We start from the raw sequence: 14,876 nt of genomic DNA, 5'->3' as shown, positions 1-14,876 counted from the left end.
CGGCGTGGTATCCGGTGAACAGTGAGCGGCGCTTCAAGATCGGGCTTCGGTGCGGCTCCGAACGCGCCATTTTGGTTGGTGTCTGCCCACCGCTCCGTTGGGCTCGAGCCAGGGCGTTACGTCGTGGGTCGCGCTTCTGACGCGGAGATCCAGATCGTCGACGATCCCAACGTCTCGCGGCGTCACGTGCGACTCGTCGTCAGCCACGACGTGGTCGAGCTCGAGGATCTCGGCAGCAGCAACGGCACCTGGCTCGACGGCAAGCTCGTGCAGCATCCGTTGCGTATGCCGGTAGGAAGCAAGCTCCGCGTCGGCGCCGAAGAGTTCGAGCTCCGCCGCCTTCGGCCGATGCGGCGCGGGCGCCAGTCGGCGACGACCTCGCCGGAAATACAGCTCAACGAGGTGCTCATCGCCGATGCGTCGTCTCCCGAAGCGGCGACGCGGCAGGAGACCCCCGTCGACATGGTCTACGATCAGGTGATCGAGCTGCTCGACAAGCGTCGCGTCGATGACGCGCGGCGCTTCGTGGACCCGCTCTTGGGTCTGCTCGAGCTCGGGCACCGACCCATGCAGGCCGCGGCCCTCGAGCGTGTCTCCGTGCTGGCGCTGAGCTTTGGAGAGGCCTCCGGCGAAGGGCGTTACCTGGACTGGACCGTCGAGGAGCATCGCCGCAGGGGACGTCTCATGAGCGCCCGTACCGTCGATCTGTTCGAGCGGGCGTTGTTTGCCGGAACGCCGGCCACCGGGGCGTTGCTCGAGACCTATTTCTCCGCGATTTCTGAGCTTTCTTTGGCAGGTACTTCCGACGAGATCAGTCGCGTGAAGCGGCTCCAAGACGCGGCAGCCGCGCGCGGATTCACGGTCCCGGCGCCGGGACCGCGTTCGCGCTGAGCCTGGCCGTCCGGCCGCTCGGGCGAAAGTGTGAGGGCTGCGACCCTGCCGCCGCGCCGGCAAATGAGTTAGCGTGCGGGCCGCTTCAGGAAAGGGACACAACATGCGGAAGTTGACTCTTGTTGCATGGGCCGTTGCGGCCACGAGCACATGGTCGAGCGTGGGGCTCGCTCAAGCGGCTGCCGATGGCTCCGCGTCCTCGGGTGGGGTGAACCTGGCGACGACGGAAGAACACGGCGATGACAACTACATCGAGGCAGGTCTGTTCGCGGGAGCGTTCTTTCCGAGCAGCAGCCACAACTTCGAGGACGCCGACACCGAGGCCGGCAAACGCCCGCACTTGAAGCTGAAGAGTGTGGCGCCGGAGATCGGTGTGCGTGTGGGTTATTACCCGGTGCGCTTCGTCGGCCTCGAGCTCGAGGCCGGGTTCATGCCGACCAAGGACGAGAACGGTGGCAAGGCCAGCGGTCGGGCGCTCCGCGCGCAGGCGGTCGGGCAGATGCCGATGGGCAGTGTCACTCCGTTCGCGTTGCTCGGCTTCGGCAGCCTGGGCGCCAACAGCGACTCCATGGGAAAGGACTACGATCCGGCCTTCCATTTCGGTGCCGGCGTCAAGGTTCCCCTGACCCCGTCCATCGGCGTTCGCTTCGACCTTCGCGACAACCTGACGCAGAAGGACAACGGGGCGGACGGAGATCAGACGCACCATCCCGAGGTGCTCCTGGGTTTGTACGGAACGCTGGGGCTCTCCAAAAAAGAGACGCCGCAGGCCCCGCCGAAGGACACGGACGGTGACGGCTTTATCGATCCAGGAGACAAGTGCCCGACGGTGGCCGGTGTGGCGCCGGACGGCTGCCCGCCGCCCGACTCCGACAAGGACGGGTTCATCGACCCGCAAGACAAGTGCCCGACCGAGCCAGGCATCGCGCCGGACGGTTGCCCCGACAAGGATCCCGACAAGGACGGCATCCTCGATCCGATGGACAAGTGCCCGAACGAGCCCGGGGTGGCGCCGGATGGTTGCCCGGACAACGACCCCGACAAGGACGGCATTCTCGACCCGAACGACAAGTGCCCGAAGGAGCCCGAGACCAAGAACGGCTTCGAAGACGCGGACGGCTGTCCCGACGAGATCCCCGCGGAGGTCAAGAAGTTCACGGGTGTGATCGAGGGCATCGAGTTCGACACCGGCAAGGCGACCATCCGCGCGAAGTCGACGCCCAAGCTCGACGCGGCGCTGAAGGTGCTGCTTGCATACGAGTCGTTGCGGATCGAGATCAGCGGTCACACCGACAACGTCGGCACGGACGAGAAGAACACCCAGCTGTCCCTGGACCGCGCCAACTCGGTGAAGAAGTACTTCACTGACAAGAGCATCGCCGATTCCCGCATCGAGACGCGCGGCGCAGGTCCGAACGAGCCCATCGCGGACAACAAGACCGCAAAGGGCAAACAGAAGAACAGGCGCATCGAGTTCAAGCTGCTGACGAAGTAAGCGAGCGCGCGCTTTCCGGCGAGGCATTTCGCGCCTCGCCGGCGGGGTCACGAACTGCCCGCCGCTGAAAATCTGAGCGCTGGCTGCCAGCGCCTTCGGACTTCGCTCACTCGGCTTCGAAGGGCACCGTCAGTGGTGCTTCGGTGCGAGGTGGCTTCCTGTGGGGAGCCAGGTCGAGGGGCGAACGCCCACCGCCTGTGAGTGTGACTCTCACGGCCACGAACGGAAACTGCGCGTCGCCGAGCACTGCCTGAACGACCTCCGACACCTTCGCAGCTCCACTCTGGGAGAAGACCACTCTGACCTCGAGCGCCAGGGTCCGGCCGACGATCCCCGCCCGCGCGAGGGCGGCCCGCGCCCCGTCACCGTCGACCTCCAGGCTCTCGACGAAGGCGCGCACGTCGACCATCTTGCCGACGCCCTCGATCTCGCGACGCACGCGGTGCTCGGTCTGCGCCAGAAAGGTCCGCACGCGCTCCTCGACCTCGGGACGGCCGCCAATCGCTTGCACCGCGTCCTCCGCCAGGCCGACGACGTAGCGCGCGCCGTCGAGGATCTTGCACACGCCGGGGTCGTTCGGCCCGAGCTGCACTGCCCCCGTGAAGAAGAGCCCGCCCGCCGCCGCCTCATTCAACTGCGCGAGCAGCTCTGCTGGCGCCGGCGCGTCGATCAACTTCACGTCGACGTACTCGTCCAGACTCGCAACGCCGAGCGACAAGGCGGGTCCGAAGCTCACGTCGGGTTTGGGATGGAAGCCGGCCGTGTAGGCCGTCTTGACACCGGCCCGCCGAATCACCCGCGGCATCTCCCGCATGAGATCGAGATGACCGAGCAGCGCGGCCGCGCCCGTCTTCGCGAACGAGAGCCGCCAGCGTGCCGGAGGGTTGCCCGGCCGGACGGGACGATAGGTCTCGGGCTGGTTCTTGCGGCGCTCGGCGTTCGAGACCAGCGGCAACCGCGTGCGCTGCTCGGGTTCGAGCGCGCCCAGCTCGCGTAAAAACCCGAGCCGCTCGTCGCGCATCGCGCTCAGATCACACGCAATGCCGCAGTCGTAGCAGACCAGGCGCCGAGCATCGGCGTCGGCATCCTTCAAGTTTGCGTGGTGTACGAACATGCCCTTGGCCTTGCCACACGGTGGGCTCAGGCGACTGTGCAGGCTCTTTCGGTACTCGCGAGCCAGAAAGCCGTCCTCTAGCCCGACATCGATGTGATCCCATGGCAGACGGGCCGTCACCGGCAGGGTGCCGAGGTAACGCGCGAGGTCGACCTCGTGGGCCGTGAACGCGGCGCGCCAGTGGTCGAGCTGCACACGTCCCTCCCAGCTATCGAAGCGCGCGCCCGCGCGATAGGCGTGTTCGATCACAGCGCCCAGACGCCGATCCCCCCGCGCGATCACCGCCTCGAGGAAGCTCGAGCCTGCCTCGTGCATGCGCAACTTCAGCCCACGCACCTCACGGGCCGCGTCGCGCAGGAGCCGTTGTTTCTCCGCGATTTGGTCCTCGGTATCCATCGCGCACCACTGAAACGGCGTGTGCGGCTTGGGCACGTGCACCGAGACGCTGACCGTGACCTTGGGCCGAGCGCCGGTTCGTTTTCCCACCGCGAGAGCGTTCTTGCCCACCTCGATGATCCCGAGCACGTCCTCCTCGGTCTCGGTCGGCAGCCCGCAGATGAAGTAGAGCTTCATCTTGTCGAAGCCCCGGGAAAAAACTCGCTGCGCCGTCTCGAGCAGTTGCGCTTCGGTGACGTTCTTGTTGATCACGTCCCGCATGCGCTGAGTGCCGGCCTCGGGTGCGAAGGTCAGGCCCGAGGCGCGCACCTGCCGCATGTCGTCGAGCACCTCTTCCGCGAGGCCATACGCACGCAGTGATGCCACCCCCAGGCTGATCCGCTCCGGCGCGGTGCGCGCAGTGAGATCGCGGATCAGCGGTGAAATGGAGCTCACGTCGGCGGTCGAGAGGGCCGTCAGGCTGACCTCGTCCTGGCCGCTCTTTTCCAGCGCGCGCTCGACCGTCTCGATCACCTGCTTGGGATCACGCTCCCGCACCGGGCGGTAGATCATGCCCGCCTGGCAGAAGCGGCAGCCCTCGGTGCAACCCCGCGCAATCTCGATGCTCATGCGGTCGAAGATCGCCTCGGGCCCGCCGACGGGGCCGTCGTCCGGGAATGGGAAGGCATCCAGGCTCCGCAACATGCGACGCACGATCGGAAAGGGGACGTCGAACGGCGCCCCGGTCTCGGGATCGATCGCGGGCCCGGTCACGACCTCGAGGCCGATATCCGGGTCGATCGCCACCGCATACAGGCTCGGCACGTACACCCCGGGCAGTTTGGCCAAGCGCTGCAAGCGCGCCCGGCGCGTGAGTCCCTCGCGTTTCGCCGTGGTCCACGCCAGCGCGATCTCCGTGGCCGCCTCTTCTCCGTCACCGATCAGCACGGCGTCGAGAAAGTCGGCCATGGGTTCGCAGTGGGTCGCGACAGGGCCGCCGGCCACGATCAGCGGGTGGTCTTCTCCACGGTCCGCGCTCCGGAGTGGAATGCCTCCGAGCTCGAGCATCGTCAGGATGTTCGTGTACGTGAGCTCGAACTGGAGCGAGAAGCCGACGACGTCGAAGTCACACAAGGGGCGGCCGCTCTCGAGCGAGACCAGCGGCAGGCCGCGCGCTACCAGCTCCGCCTGCAAGTCGACCCACGGTGTGTAACAGCGCTCCGCGAGCGTGCGCGGGTCGTCGTTCAGGATCTTGTAGAGGATGCGGTAGCCGAGGTGGCTCATCCCGATGTCGTAGACGTCCGGGAACGCGAGGCAGATGCGAGCGTCGACCTTGGACCAATCCTTCCGCCGGCTGCCGTGCTCGCGACCGGTGTAGCGGGTTGGTTTCTCCACGCGCTGGAGGAACGCGGCGTACGGATGATCGATCAGCTCTGGCACAGAATTTCGCCGCTCTCCGTCTGGTGAGGAACCGCAGATGATTAGGGTTCCCTCGGGTTTTGACCAGTGCGCGTCAGCCGGCGCGAAGCCCACTACGCACCAAAGGGGCTGAAATCGCAGAGAAACTCGGTGAATTGATGGCCGACGTCCAGCGTCTCTCTACGGTCCGCGCAATTCTCACGATACTGCCCCCATTTTGGGGGTGATTTGTCGGGCTGCGGCGTATACGCCGGCATCTGCGCGGGGTTTACGACCTGCAGCAAATTGGGCCGTTGGCTGAAACACCAGGGATGATTTCGCGAAGGTGACCGGCGCACCGATCCATCCAACGGCAACACGCACGCAGCGCCGGAAGCAAAAAGTACCAGGAGGAACCAGAATGATTCGTCGTATCTCGTCACTTGCCCTTGGGCTCGCATTTACGTTTACCGCAGTCGGCGCATTCGCCCAGGAGGGTGAGGGCGGCGGCGAAGAGAAGGCTGCCGACGCACCGGCGGCTGGCGAAGAGAAGCCGGCTGGCGACGCGGCGGCTGGCGGCGAAGCCAAGGCCGAAGGCGCCGCCGAGATGAGCGGTCCGCCGGACGCCGGTGGGAAGATCAAGGTGGGTCTGCGCCTCGGCTACATGTTGCCAATGGGCGACGCCGCCAAGGACGTCAAGCTCGGCGACAGTGTGAGCGGTGGTATCCCGATCTGGCTCGACCTCGGCTACATGGTCACGCCGAACATCATGGTCGGCCTCTACGCTTCGTACGCCTTCTTGATGCTCGACTCGAAGATCAAGGATGCTTGCGATGCGGCGAGCGCGGACTGCTCGGCGACCCAACTTCGGTTCGGTCTGCAGGGCCAGTACCACCTGTCGCCCGGTGAGGGGCTCGACCCGTGGTTCGGCCTCGGCCTGGGCATGGAAATGGTCGACTTCAAACAAGGCGACGCCAAGGGCGGCTTCAGCGGTCTCGAGTTCGCGAACATCCAGGCCGGCGCCGACTTCAAGGCCATGGACAACTTCACCGTTGGCCCATTCCTCAGCTTCTCGATCGGCCAGTACTCGAAGATTACCGGCGACAACGAGGCGGACATCAAGGACAAAGCCATGCACCAGTGGCTCACCCTCGGCGTCAAGGGCACGTTCGGCTTCTGATCCGAACGCACTCTTGAAATCGACGCGAGAGCGCCGTCCCGCAGGTCGGGGTGGCGCTTTCGTTTTTTGCAGAGCGCCACCGCCGACGGTCGCCGAAGCCGCCGAGCTGCGCTACACGTTCCTCACACATGAGCGCCTGGCTCGAAACCGTCGTCGCCGAACGCCGCGAGTGGGCCGCGGGGCTCGTCACGCTGAAGCTCGCGGGTGAGCTCGAAGCCTTCGAAGCGGGCCAGTGGGCGAACCTGTCCCTCGACATCGACGGCACCCGTGAGCGCCGCGCCTACTCTCTCGCCTCCGCCCCCTGCGCGCCGCCCGAGCTGTTCGTTGCGTTGGTCCCCGGCGGGCGTTTCAGCCCGCGTCTGTTCGAGCTCCGGGCCGGTGCTGCCATCTCCGTGGAGAAAAAACCGCAGGGCTTCTTCACGCTGCGCTGGCTGCCCGAAGCCAGAGACCTGTGGCTCGTCGCAACGGGCACCGGGCTCGCGCCCTTCGTCTCGATGCTGCGCGCTGGTGAGGTGTTCCAGAAATTCGAGCGCGTCGTGCTGGTGCACGGCGTCCGCGAGCCTTCGCACCTCGCCTATCGCGACGAGCTCGCCAAAACTCCCACCGTGTCCGTCCCCGTCGTCAGTCGAGATCCGACCGCCCAGGGAGTCCTTCACGGTCGGGTCACCACGCTGCTCGCTAGTGGTGAGCTCGAGCGCGCGGCGGGTCTGACGCTCTCGCCCGAGCATTCCCACATCATGCTGTGCGGCAATCCCGAGATGATCACCGAGATGACGACGGCACTCGACGCCCGCGGGCTCCGTCGTCACCGCCAGCGAAGACCCGGGCACGTGACGGTCGAGAGTTACTGGTAGCTCAGGTGACCGGCCGGCGTGTGCTGGCGATGGCGCCCCAGGTGTCGTCCTTCTGCGGCTCGGCGACGCGTACGACCTGCACGTGCAAGATCACGCGCGTCACCTTGGAGGTCACCACCAGTCGGGGACGGCGATGAGCATCGAAGGTCTGGAACACGGCTTCGGAGCCGGGCGTCGGCAGCGGAAACGTGAGCTCGTTGTTGTCGTTCACTCTTCGCTGACCACCCACCAGTTGTCCGCCGAAAAACGGGTGTTTCTTGTCACTTTGTCCGGTCGCGAGATCGATGACGTCGACACACACCAGGGTGGCGTCCAGCGCGTAGACGCGGTTCTTGGTCCAGACCTCGTACGCAGGTGGCGTGCGTTTGGCCGCAGCGGCCGAGAGTTTGCGCACCTCGACCTCGACCGGTGGCCGCTCGAAGCGTGGGGCTGCCACCGGCGACGACGGCTCGGGTTTCTGCACCAGATTGAAATCCGCGGGTGGCCCCGAATGCGTCTTCGCGCCGGCGTGACTCGGCGGGCGTGAGGGTTTCCTCGGCGGTTTTCCGGCGGGGGACTGCTCCTCCACCGTGCGCTCGACTTCCCACTCTTGACGGTTCTCGATGTCTGGATTCGTCGGCATCTCCCAGCCGACCGGCGCGCCCACGACTGTCGTCTCGCCCTCCCAACCCGGCGGCGCCGCACCCACGTGCGTCGCTTCCGAGTCCCGCATCGGGAGCGTCTTCATCTTCACTTTTCGACGCTCGGTCACCTCGGCTCCTCCCTCTCAGCGGCTCAGTCGATCACGATACCCAGCGAGAACCGCCCCATCAAATACACCGGATGCAATCCGCCGTTGAGGTCCGCCAGCGTGCTCGTGTTCCGATCCAGAGAAATCAGGAGCTGGCCATCACAGCCCGAGCTCGTGGCGTCCGTCTTGGGCGTTGCGGGTGGATCCGGATAACAGCGCTCTTCCTTGTTCAGCTCCACGCCCAGGCCAATTCCCGCGGAAATCGTGAAAAACCCCCAGCGGTGGTGGGAGCCGAAGAAACCATACAGGTGGCGCTCGGTGTGCTTGGCCTTGTCGATCTCACCCGCGTCGTCGTTGGTGCGGTACTCGTAGCCGTAGTTCGTGAGAATGACCCGGAGCACGTTGCCCTCGAAGGGTTTGCCCTCGAGCCAGAAGCCCAGGCCGAACGACGCGCCGGACATCGAGCCCACGCCATTCGAGTGCTGAGTGAGCTCCGAGTCCAGGCCGCGGAAGTTGATCATCGGTGGCTGCTCGTTCACGACGAACACTGGGACCAGCTCGAAGCTCATGAAGTCGAGGAGCCCAGCCTCGATTTCGAAGCCAAGGCGTCCCTGCAACAGCCAGTTGAATGGGTCGATGCGCACCGAGAGGGGCGGCATCTCGAAACCGCTGTCCTGTTTCTTTGGTGGTGGAGGCGGAGGTCCGCCGTAGTAGCCCCCTTGCTGCTGACCGTAGGGCTGCCCGTACCCGCCCTGCTGCTGCCCGTAGCCGGGAGGTGGAGGCTGCCCGTAGCCGGGCGGCGGTGGCTGCTGTCCGTAGCCGGGCGGCGGTGGCTGTTGTCCGTAACCAGGCGGCGGTGGTTGCCCGTAACCGGGTGGCGGGGGTTGCCCGCCGTACTGCGCGCTCGCCGTCGAAGAAGCCAAGAGGACCGGGAGCAGCGCGCTGCTCGCGATCACGATCGGAAGACGCATGCGCTCATTCTAACAGGGGATGCGGGTCAGCGGGAGGTCAGGCGTCCCCGCGGGTGAATCGTTCGAAGGTTTCCACGTCGTCCGGCGAGCCCACGATCAGGGGCACCCGCGCGTGCAGCTCGCTCGGAACGACGTCCAGCACGCGCTGTCGCCCGGTGATTGCACGCCCGCCGGCAGCCTCGAACACAAAGGCCATCGGGTTGGCCTCGTACAGCAGGCGCAGCTTGCCCTGTGGGCTTTTTTTGTCCGCCGGGTAGGCGAAGATGCCACCTTTGAGCAGCGTGCGGTGGGCGTCCGCCACCAGCGAGCCGACGTAACGAGCCGAGTACGGGCGCCCGTCGACCTTGTCTTGTTCCTTGAGATGAGCCACCCAGGCCTTCACGCCGTCGGTCCAGCGCGCCGTGTTGCCCTCGTTCACCGAGTAGATGTTGCCCTTCTTCGGACAGCTGATGTTCTCGTGTGAGAGAAAGAACTCGCCCGCGCCAGGATCCCAGGTGAAGCCGTGCACGCCCTTGCCTGTGCTCAAGACGAGCACGGTCGAGGAGCCATAAATGACGTAGCCCGCGGCAGCGTAGCTCTTGCCCGGAAGCAAGAAGCTCTCTTCGGACAGCTTGCTCCCCTTCTCCATGCGCAGCATGCCGAAGATGGTTCCGATCGAAATGTCGACGTCGATGTTGCTCGAGCCGTCGAGCGGATCGACCACCACCAGATAACCTCCGCGTGCTTCCGGAAACAGGATGGCGTGATCGAGCTCTTCACTGGCTATGCCCATGCAGTGTCCGCGGCGCTTGAGCACGTGGATGAACGTCTCGTTGGCGATGATGTCCAGCTTCTGAACACTCTCACCCTGAACGTTGGTCTCGCCGGTCCAGCCGAGCACGTCCGCCAACCCCGCGCGCCGGACGCGCCCCGTGATCAGCTTCGCCGCCAAGCTGATCTGGTTGAGCAAGGACGTGAACGTTCCAGTCGCCCCGGGGACTTGGAACATGCCCTCGAGGATGAAGGTTTCGAGCGTTGCGCCAGCTTTCGATGCGTCCGGTGGGCTCCAAGAGGTGTGAGTCATGCCGCTCGTTCTCTCCTCGTCGGGCCTTGGTTGAAAGGCCGCCGATAAGGATCTACTTTCCTGGCCCGCATTCAAGCGGGCAGTCACGGACCTCCAGCTGGGGCCAGACTGCGCTGATTTTGCACCCAAGCCGCGTGCCAGAGCACGCAGGGGAAAATGAAATGGCAACCGATCGCGTGAAGGAAATTCTGTCTTGGTACGGCTCGGACAACCCGGGGACCAAGACCAGTATCGCGCGCCTGCTCAACACCGGCGCGCTGGCCGGCACCGGCAAGATGGTGATCCTGCCCGTCGACCAGGGTTTCGAGCACGGGCCGGTGCGCTCGTTTGCCGTGAACCCCGACGCGCACGACCCCGAGTACCACTTTCGGTTGGGCATCGACTCGGGCTGTAACGCTTACGCGGCCCCCTTGGGGTTCCTCGAAGCCTGCGCTGACAAGTTTGCGGGTCAGATCCCGCTCATCCTGAAGCTCAACAACAGCGACTCGCTCTCCAAGGTCGAGCCGTGCTCCGCGCTGACCGGGAACGTCGATGACGCGCTCCGCCTTGGCTGTACGGCCATCGGCTACACCATCTATCCCGGCTCGGGGCTGCGCAATCAGATGTACCAGGATCTGAAGGAGCTCACGTACGAGGCGAAGTCGAAGGGCCTCGCCGTGGTGACCTGGGCCTACCCGCGCGGTGAGGGCCTCAGCAAGGACGGAGAGACCGGCATCGACGTCGCGGCGTACGCGGCGCACATCGCAGCCCAGCTCGGCTCGCACCTGATCAAGATCAAGGCCCCCACCGCTCACATCGAGCAGCCGGAAGCGAAGAAGGCCATCGAGAAAGCGAAGATCCCGGTGGGGACCCTGCCCGAGCGGGTGCGCTACTGCGTGCAGGCCGCCTTCGGCGGCAAGCGCATCGTCATCTTCTCCGGCGGCGAGGCCAAGGCAACCGACGAGGTTCTGGAGGAAATCCGCCAGATCAACGCCGGCGGTGGTTTTGGTTCGATCGTCGGCCGCAATGCCTTCCAGCGCCCGCGGGCTGAAGGCGTCGACCTTCTGAAGAAGATCATCGGAATCTACAAGGGCTGAACGAGCCGCTCCCGAAACCGGACTTGAAGCTGCTCGGGTTGGGGTGGCAGTATCGCCACCCTTCCGAGCAGCTCGCCGTTTGTGAAGCTGCCTCGGACCCGTGAGGAGAGATCGAGCCATGGCTTTGCACATTCAGACGGCATCGGGCGACCCAACCTCGGCGGCGGTCGATCTGCTCGCGGTGCTCGTCACCGAAGGTGGTCTCGAAAAACAGAAGGTCGTCGCCGATCTCGACAAGGCGCTGGGCGGAGCGCTGCTCGACCACGCAAAGCTCGCCGAGTTCACCGGCAAGGCGGATCAGTGTTTCGAGCTGGTCACCCTCGGGCGAGCCAAGGCTCGCCGCGTCCTCTTGCTCGGGACCGGACCCAAGAAGAGCCTCGAGCCGGCGCGCCTGCGCGCGACCATCGCGACTGCCACGCGTAGCGCGCAGGGCAACAAGGCCAAGACCCTGGCCGTCGCGCTACCTGCTGACGGCGTGGATCTGCGTGTGGTGGCCGAAGGCGTCGGGCTCGGCGCGTATCGCTTCGTCAAATACATGACCGGCGATCGCGTCCCGAAGTCCGACATCAAGGACGTGAAGCTCTTCGCCGGCAAGGCCTCGGCGGCCGACAAACAAGCCATCGAGCTGGGCATGAAGATCGCGCAGGCCGTGTGTCTCGCTCGCGACGCGGTCAACGAACCACCCAACGAGCTGAACCCCGAGGCGCTCGCGCAGATCGCCAGGGGCTTGGCCAAGAAGAACGGCCTGGGTCTCAAGGTTCTCGACAAAAAAGGCATCGCCGCGGCTGGCATGAAGCTCCACTACGCGGTGGGTCAGGGCAGCGCCAACGAGCCGCGTTTCATCCACCTGTCCTACGTGCCCAAGAAACCCAAGAAGAAGCTGGTGTTCGTGGGCAAGGGCCTCACCTTCGACTCCGGCGGCCTGTGCATCAAACCCGCGCCCGGCATGGGCGAGATGAAGAGCGACATGGGCGGCGCAGGCGCCGTTCTCGGGTTGATGGCCGCCGTCGCTGCGCTCAAGCCCAACGTCGAGGTCCACGGGATCGTCGGGGCCGCCGAGAACATGCCCGACGCGGAGGCCTATCGTCCGGGGGACATCTTCGGCTCGCTCGACGGCAAGACCGTCGAGATCATCAACACCGACGCCGAGGGCCGGTTGGTGCTCGCAGACGCCCTCACCTACGCGACCCGGCTCTCGCCCGATCTCTTGGTCGACGCAGCCACGCTGACCGGCGCGTGTATGGTTGCGCTGGGCAAGAACTGCTCGGCCTTCTACGCGACCGACGACAAGAACGCGCGGGAGCTCGAGTCCGCGGCCAAGGAAGCGGGCGAGCAGTTCTGGCGCATGCCGCTGTTCGAGGAGTTCCGCGAACAACTGAAGAGTGACGTCGCGGATCTGAAACACACCGCGGATCGCTGGGGTGGTTCCATCAGCGCTGCCGTGTTCTTGCAGCAGTTCGTGGGCAAAACCGCCTGGATCCACTGCGACGTCGCGGGCCCGGTGCTGGCGGACGCCGCGAAGGGCGCCTACCCGAAGGGCGCGACGGGTCACCCGGTGCTCACCTTCTTGAAGATGGTCGAGCACGCCGCGCGCTGAGCGCGTCATGTCGCTTCGACGGCGTCGAGCCGCCGCCATCGCCGGCAGTCTCGCAGCGGCGATCTTCGCCCAGCAAGGCGACGCCCATCTGCGTTTCCCCAAGGTGAAGGGCGAGCGTCTGATCGAGCTGCGCCTGGCCGAGGACCCCATCCGACTTGGTTATCGGGTCGGCTTCGGCGACAGCTTGGCGGCACAGATTCGCTCTCGGGCGGACCGCGATGGTGACACGCAGGTGAGTGCCGCCGAGGGCAATGCGGCTCTCGACGCGCGCTCCGCCGAGGTGCTCGCTGCGCTCGTGATCTGCACGGGGCGCACTCCGGACACCACGACCTGTCGCCACTTTTCCGCGCGCGACATCGAGCGCGTCGAGGCCGAAGGCTGGGTGCCCAGTCAGAGCGGACATCTCCATTTCGCCTGGACGCTGCGGCTGAAGGAGCGCGCCAATGAAATTGGCGTCATCCGCCTCGAGGACGCCTACGAAGTCCCCGGGATCGAGCTGACCGACGTCGAGATTTCAGCGCCGCCACACACCCCCCTGTTGCGCGCCGGGGATGGCGCCGTTGCGAGCGGCGTGGCTCAGCGTTTCACCTGGATCGAACGTGTCCGCGAACCCGGGCCGCGCATCGTGGTTGCGAGTTATGCGCCGCCGAAGCCCACCCGAAAGCGATTCCTGCTTGCGGCAGGCTTGCTTGCGCTGGCCGGGGCCATGGCCTGGGTGTTCCTTCGCCAGCGGCGCCCGCGCCGGGAGAATTGAGCTAGCCTGCCGCCATGGCGCTCGCCACGGCAGACACGGCTCGCTCGCTCTCGGCGAGGTCCAACATGCTGTTGCCGGGTCTCTTGGCCTGGGTGAGCACCGTGGGTGTCCCCGCGTTCGAACGAACGGGCGGCGCGGAGGCGCGCGTCTTCGCGCTGGCGGCGCTCGTGACCATGGTTGCCGGCCCGCTCACGTCGGTGACTCATCCGCGGTTCAGTCGCGTGCTCGGCATTCACCTGACGATGGCCTTCTGTCTAATCACCTGGCTCCGGCTCGGTCCCGCCATCAGCGTGCAACACGTGGAGCCCGTCCGCGCCGCCATCGGGGTCGTGGCCTGGGTCCTGTTTGCGTTCGGTTGGGGGGCCGTGCGTGCGCCGGGAATCCCCGAGGAGGATCCCCGGGCGATCCTGGGTGACCCGCTGCCCGCGCGAAGTCAGCTTCCACCCGCCGCCACTGCGATCTTCGTGGTTGGGGTCCTGGGAGCTGCCGTGACGCTGGCGTCCGCCTGGCGTGTCACGCGCCCGAGCCACGCGCTCTTGTCCCACGCCGCCGCCGTGGTTTGTGCGATCGCGTTGGTCGTCAGCGCCGCAAAAGTCGCGGTCGATCGCCAGGACTGGCGCCCCGTGACACCGCCGTCCGCCCGCCTCAGCTCCGCTGTTCGTCCCCTCACCATCCTGGCTGTGGCGTTGATCCTGCGTTTTGCATGGATGCTGGTCGAGTAGACTCACCGCCGTGGCACGAGCCGTAGACATCATCAGCGTCGTGCTCCTGGCCGCCGCGGCCGGGGCGTTCATCTTCGGCGTGAACGCGCTGGGTGATCGCCGCGACCTGGATGCGCTCTACTGGCTCGTCGTCGGCGGGCTCACCCTCCGCGCGGCGACTGACATGCTGCGTCCGAAAGGCGCGTCACGCTGAACATGAAGCGCCCCGCATGGCACGCGGTGACCCTTGCGGTCTCGATCATCGGGTGTGGATCCGAGACACACGCGCCGAAACCTGCCGAGGTCGGCGCGCTGCCTGCGGGCATTGCGGCGCGAGTGGCCGACGAAGACATCGCGACCGAGCTCGTGGCGAGTGTTGCCGTGGCGCAGGGGATATCCCCGGCAGCGGCGCGCGAGCGACTGGTATCGGACGCGCTCTTCGCGGTGCACGCCAGAACAGTGCTAGCCGGGACCGGCTTCGCTGCGGCAGCCGAACGCTCCGCCGTCGCCCGCGCGTTGTCGGAGCAGATCCGGAGTGAGGCGCAGGCAAAAGGCCCCCCGACCGACGCAGAAGTCGACGAGGTCACGGAGCTGCGTTGGTTGGACTTTGCACGCCCTGCCATGGTTCGCACCTCACACGTCGTCGTGCTCGACGACGCGCCCACGAAGGCGGCCAA

Annotated in this window: 14 protein-coding genes (1 of these 14 running past the window's edge); 10 read left to right on the top strand and 4 right to left on the bottom strand. The window is 66.1% G+C overall.

Annotated elements, in window-relative coordinates; translation table 11 throughout:
- Nucleotides 1–21 precede the first annotated feature (21 nt).
- Nucleotides 22–891 (top strand): FHA domain-containing protein, encoded by an 870-nt coding sequence (locus tag IPI67_35355; protein ID MBK7585451.1) that lies wholly within the window; start codon nt 22–24, stop codon nt 889–891.
- A 103-nt stretch (nt 892–994) separates the two neighbouring features.
- Nucleotides 995–2,386 (top strand): OmpA family protein, encoded by a 1,392-nt coding sequence (locus tag IPI67_35350; protein ID MBK7585450.1) that lies wholly within the window; start codon nt 995–997, stop codon nt 2,384–2,386.
- A gap of 106 nt (nt 2,387–2,492) precedes the next feature.
- Here the strand turns inward: IPI67_35350 and IPI67_35345 are convergent, their stop codons facing one another.
- Nucleotides 2,493–5,357: a TIGR03960 family B12-binding radical SAM protein gene (locus tag IPI67_35345; protein ID MBK7585449.1), complete on the bottom strand. Its 2,865-nt coding sequence runs from the start codon at nt 5,355–5,357 to the stop codon at nt 2,493–2,495.
- 337 nt (nt 5,358–5,694) lie between these two features.
- Between IPI67_35345 and IPI67_35340 the strand changes: the two genes are divergently transcribed.
- Both IPI67_35340 and IPI67_35335 read left to right on the top strand, forming a co-directional pair.
- Nucleotides 5,695–6,453: an outer membrane beta-barrel protein gene (locus IPI67_35340; GenBank protein MBK7585448.1), complete on the top strand. Its 759-nt coding sequence runs from the start codon at nt 5,695–5,697 to the stop codon at nt 6,451–6,453.
- A gap of 128 nt (nt 6,454–6,581) precedes the next feature.
- Nucleotides 6,582–7,307 carry a ferredoxin--NADP reductase gene (locus tag IPI67_35335; protein ID MBK7585447.1) on the top strand — a complete coding sequence of 242 codons (726 nt, stop codon included), beginning with the start codon at nt 6,582–6,584 and terminating at the stop codon, nt 7,305–7,307.
- A gap of 1 nt (nt 7,308) precedes the next feature.
- Here IPI67_35335 and IPI67_35330 read toward each other — a convergent pair whose 3' ends face one another.
- The 3 genes from IPI67_35330 to fbp are packed head-to-tail and all read right to left on the bottom strand — an operon-like array spanning nt 7,309 to nt 10,071.
- On the bottom strand, nt 7,309–8,058 hold the full coding sequence (locus tag IPI67_35330) for a hypothetical protein (GenBank protein MBK7585446.1): 750 nt from the start codon (nt 8,056–8,058) through the stop codon (nt 7,309–7,311).
- A 23-nt stretch (nt 8,059–8,081) separates the two neighbouring features.
- A complete protein-coding gene (locus tag IPI67_35325; GenBank protein MBK7585445.1) occupies nt 8,082–9,008 on the bottom strand; it encodes a hypothetical protein in 927 nt (308 codons plus the stop codon).
- Nucleotides 9,009–9,045: 37 nt separating this feature from the next.
- A complete protein-coding gene (fbp, locus tag IPI67_35320; protein ID MBK7585444.1) occupies nt 9,046–10,071 on the bottom strand; it encodes a class 1 fructose-bisphosphatase in 1,026 nt (341 codons plus the stop codon).
- A gap of 161 nt (nt 10,072–10,232) precedes the next feature.
- On the opposite strand from fbp, the gene IPI67_35315 reads away from it, so the two are divergent.
- The 6 genes from IPI67_35315 to IPI67_35290 form a co-directional block, all read left to right on the top strand.
- Nucleotides 10,233–11,147: a class I fructose-bisphosphate aldolase gene (locus IPI67_35315; protein MBK7585443.1), complete on the top strand. Its 915-nt coding sequence runs from the start codon at nt 10,233–10,235 to the stop codon at nt 11,145–11,147.
- A gap of 118 nt (nt 11,148–11,265) precedes the next feature.
- Nucleotides 11,266–12,744 carry a leucyl aminopeptidase gene (locus IPI67_35310; protein MBK7585442.1) on the top strand — a complete coding sequence of 493 codons (1,479 nt, stop codon included), beginning with the start codon at nt 11,266–11,268 and terminating at the stop codon, nt 12,742–12,744.
- Nucleotides 12,745–12,751: 7 nt separating this feature from the next.
- The gene (locus IPI67_35305; GenBank protein MBK7585441.1) at nt 12,752–13,498 is read left to right on the top strand and encodes a hypothetical protein; all 747 of its coding nucleotides are present in this window, start codon (nt 12,752–12,754) and stop codon (nt 13,496–13,498) included.
- Nucleotides 13,499–13,512: 14 nt separating this feature from the next.
- Nucleotides 13,513–14,220: a hypothetical protein gene (locus IPI67_35300; protein MBK7585440.1), complete on the top strand. Its 708-nt coding sequence runs from the start codon at nt 13,513–13,515 to the stop codon at nt 14,218–14,220.
- A gap of 10 nt (nt 14,221–14,230) precedes the next feature.
- Nucleotides 14,231–14,413 carry a hypothetical protein gene (locus IPI67_35295; GenBank protein MBK7585439.1) on the top strand — a complete coding sequence of 61 codons (183 nt, stop codon included), beginning with the start codon at nt 14,231–14,233 and terminating at the stop codon, nt 14,411–14,413.
- A 2-nt stretch (nt 14,414–14,415) separates the two neighbouring features.
- On the top strand, nt 14,416–14,876 hold the start of the coding sequence (locus IPI67_35290) for a peptidyl-prolyl cis-trans isomerase (protein MBK7585438.1). It continues 472 nt past the right edge of the window; 461 of the gene's 933 nt are visible here — the first part of the coding sequence; the start codon lies at nt 14,416–14,418; its stop codon lies off the right edge, out of view.

This window comes from Myxococcales bacterium, assembly GCA_016706225.1.
In the GTDB taxonomy this organism is placed as follows: domain Bacteria; phylum Myxococcota_A; class Polyangia; order Polyangiales; family Polyangiaceae; genus JADJKB01.
This window is presented reverse-complemented; position numbering and strand designations above follow the sequence as displayed.

Bases quoted from the DNA above. Each gene is read 5' to 3' on its own strand.
- IPI67_35350 (MBK7585450.1), top strand. From the start codon at position 995: ATGCGGAAGTTGACTCTTGTTGCATGGGCCGTTGCGGCCACGAGCACA.
- IPI67_35340 (MBK7585448.1), top strand. From the start codon at position 5,695: ATGATTCGTCGTATCTCGTCACTTGCCCTTGGGCTCGCATTTACGTTT.
- IPI67_35335 (MBK7585447.1), top strand. From the start codon at position 6,582: ATGAGCGCCTGGCTCGAAACCGTCGTCGCCGAACGCCGCGAGTGGGCC.
- IPI67_35325 (MBK7585445.1), bottom strand. From the start codon at position 9,008: ATGCGTCTTCCGATCGTGATCGCGAGCAGCGCGCTGCTCCCGGTCCTC.
- fbp (MBK7585444.1), bottom strand. From the start codon at position 10,071: ATGACTCACACCTCTTGGAGCCCACCGGACGCATCGAAAGCTGGCGCA.
- IPI67_35315 (MBK7585443.1), top strand. From the start codon at position 10,233: ATGGCAACCGATCGCGTGAAGGAAATTCTGTCTTGGTACGGCTCGGAC.
- IPI67_35310 (MBK7585442.1), top strand. From the start codon at position 11,266: ATGGCTTTGCACATTCAGACGGCATCGGGCGACCCAACCTCGGCGGCG.
- IPI67_35305 (MBK7585441.1), top strand. From the start codon at position 12,752: ATGTCGCTTCGACGGCGTCGAGCCGCCGCCATCGCCGGCAGTCTCGCA.
- IPI67_35300 (MBK7585440.1), top strand. From the start codon at position 13,513: ATGGCGCTCGCCACGGCAGACACGGCTCGCTCGCTCTCGGCGAGGTCC.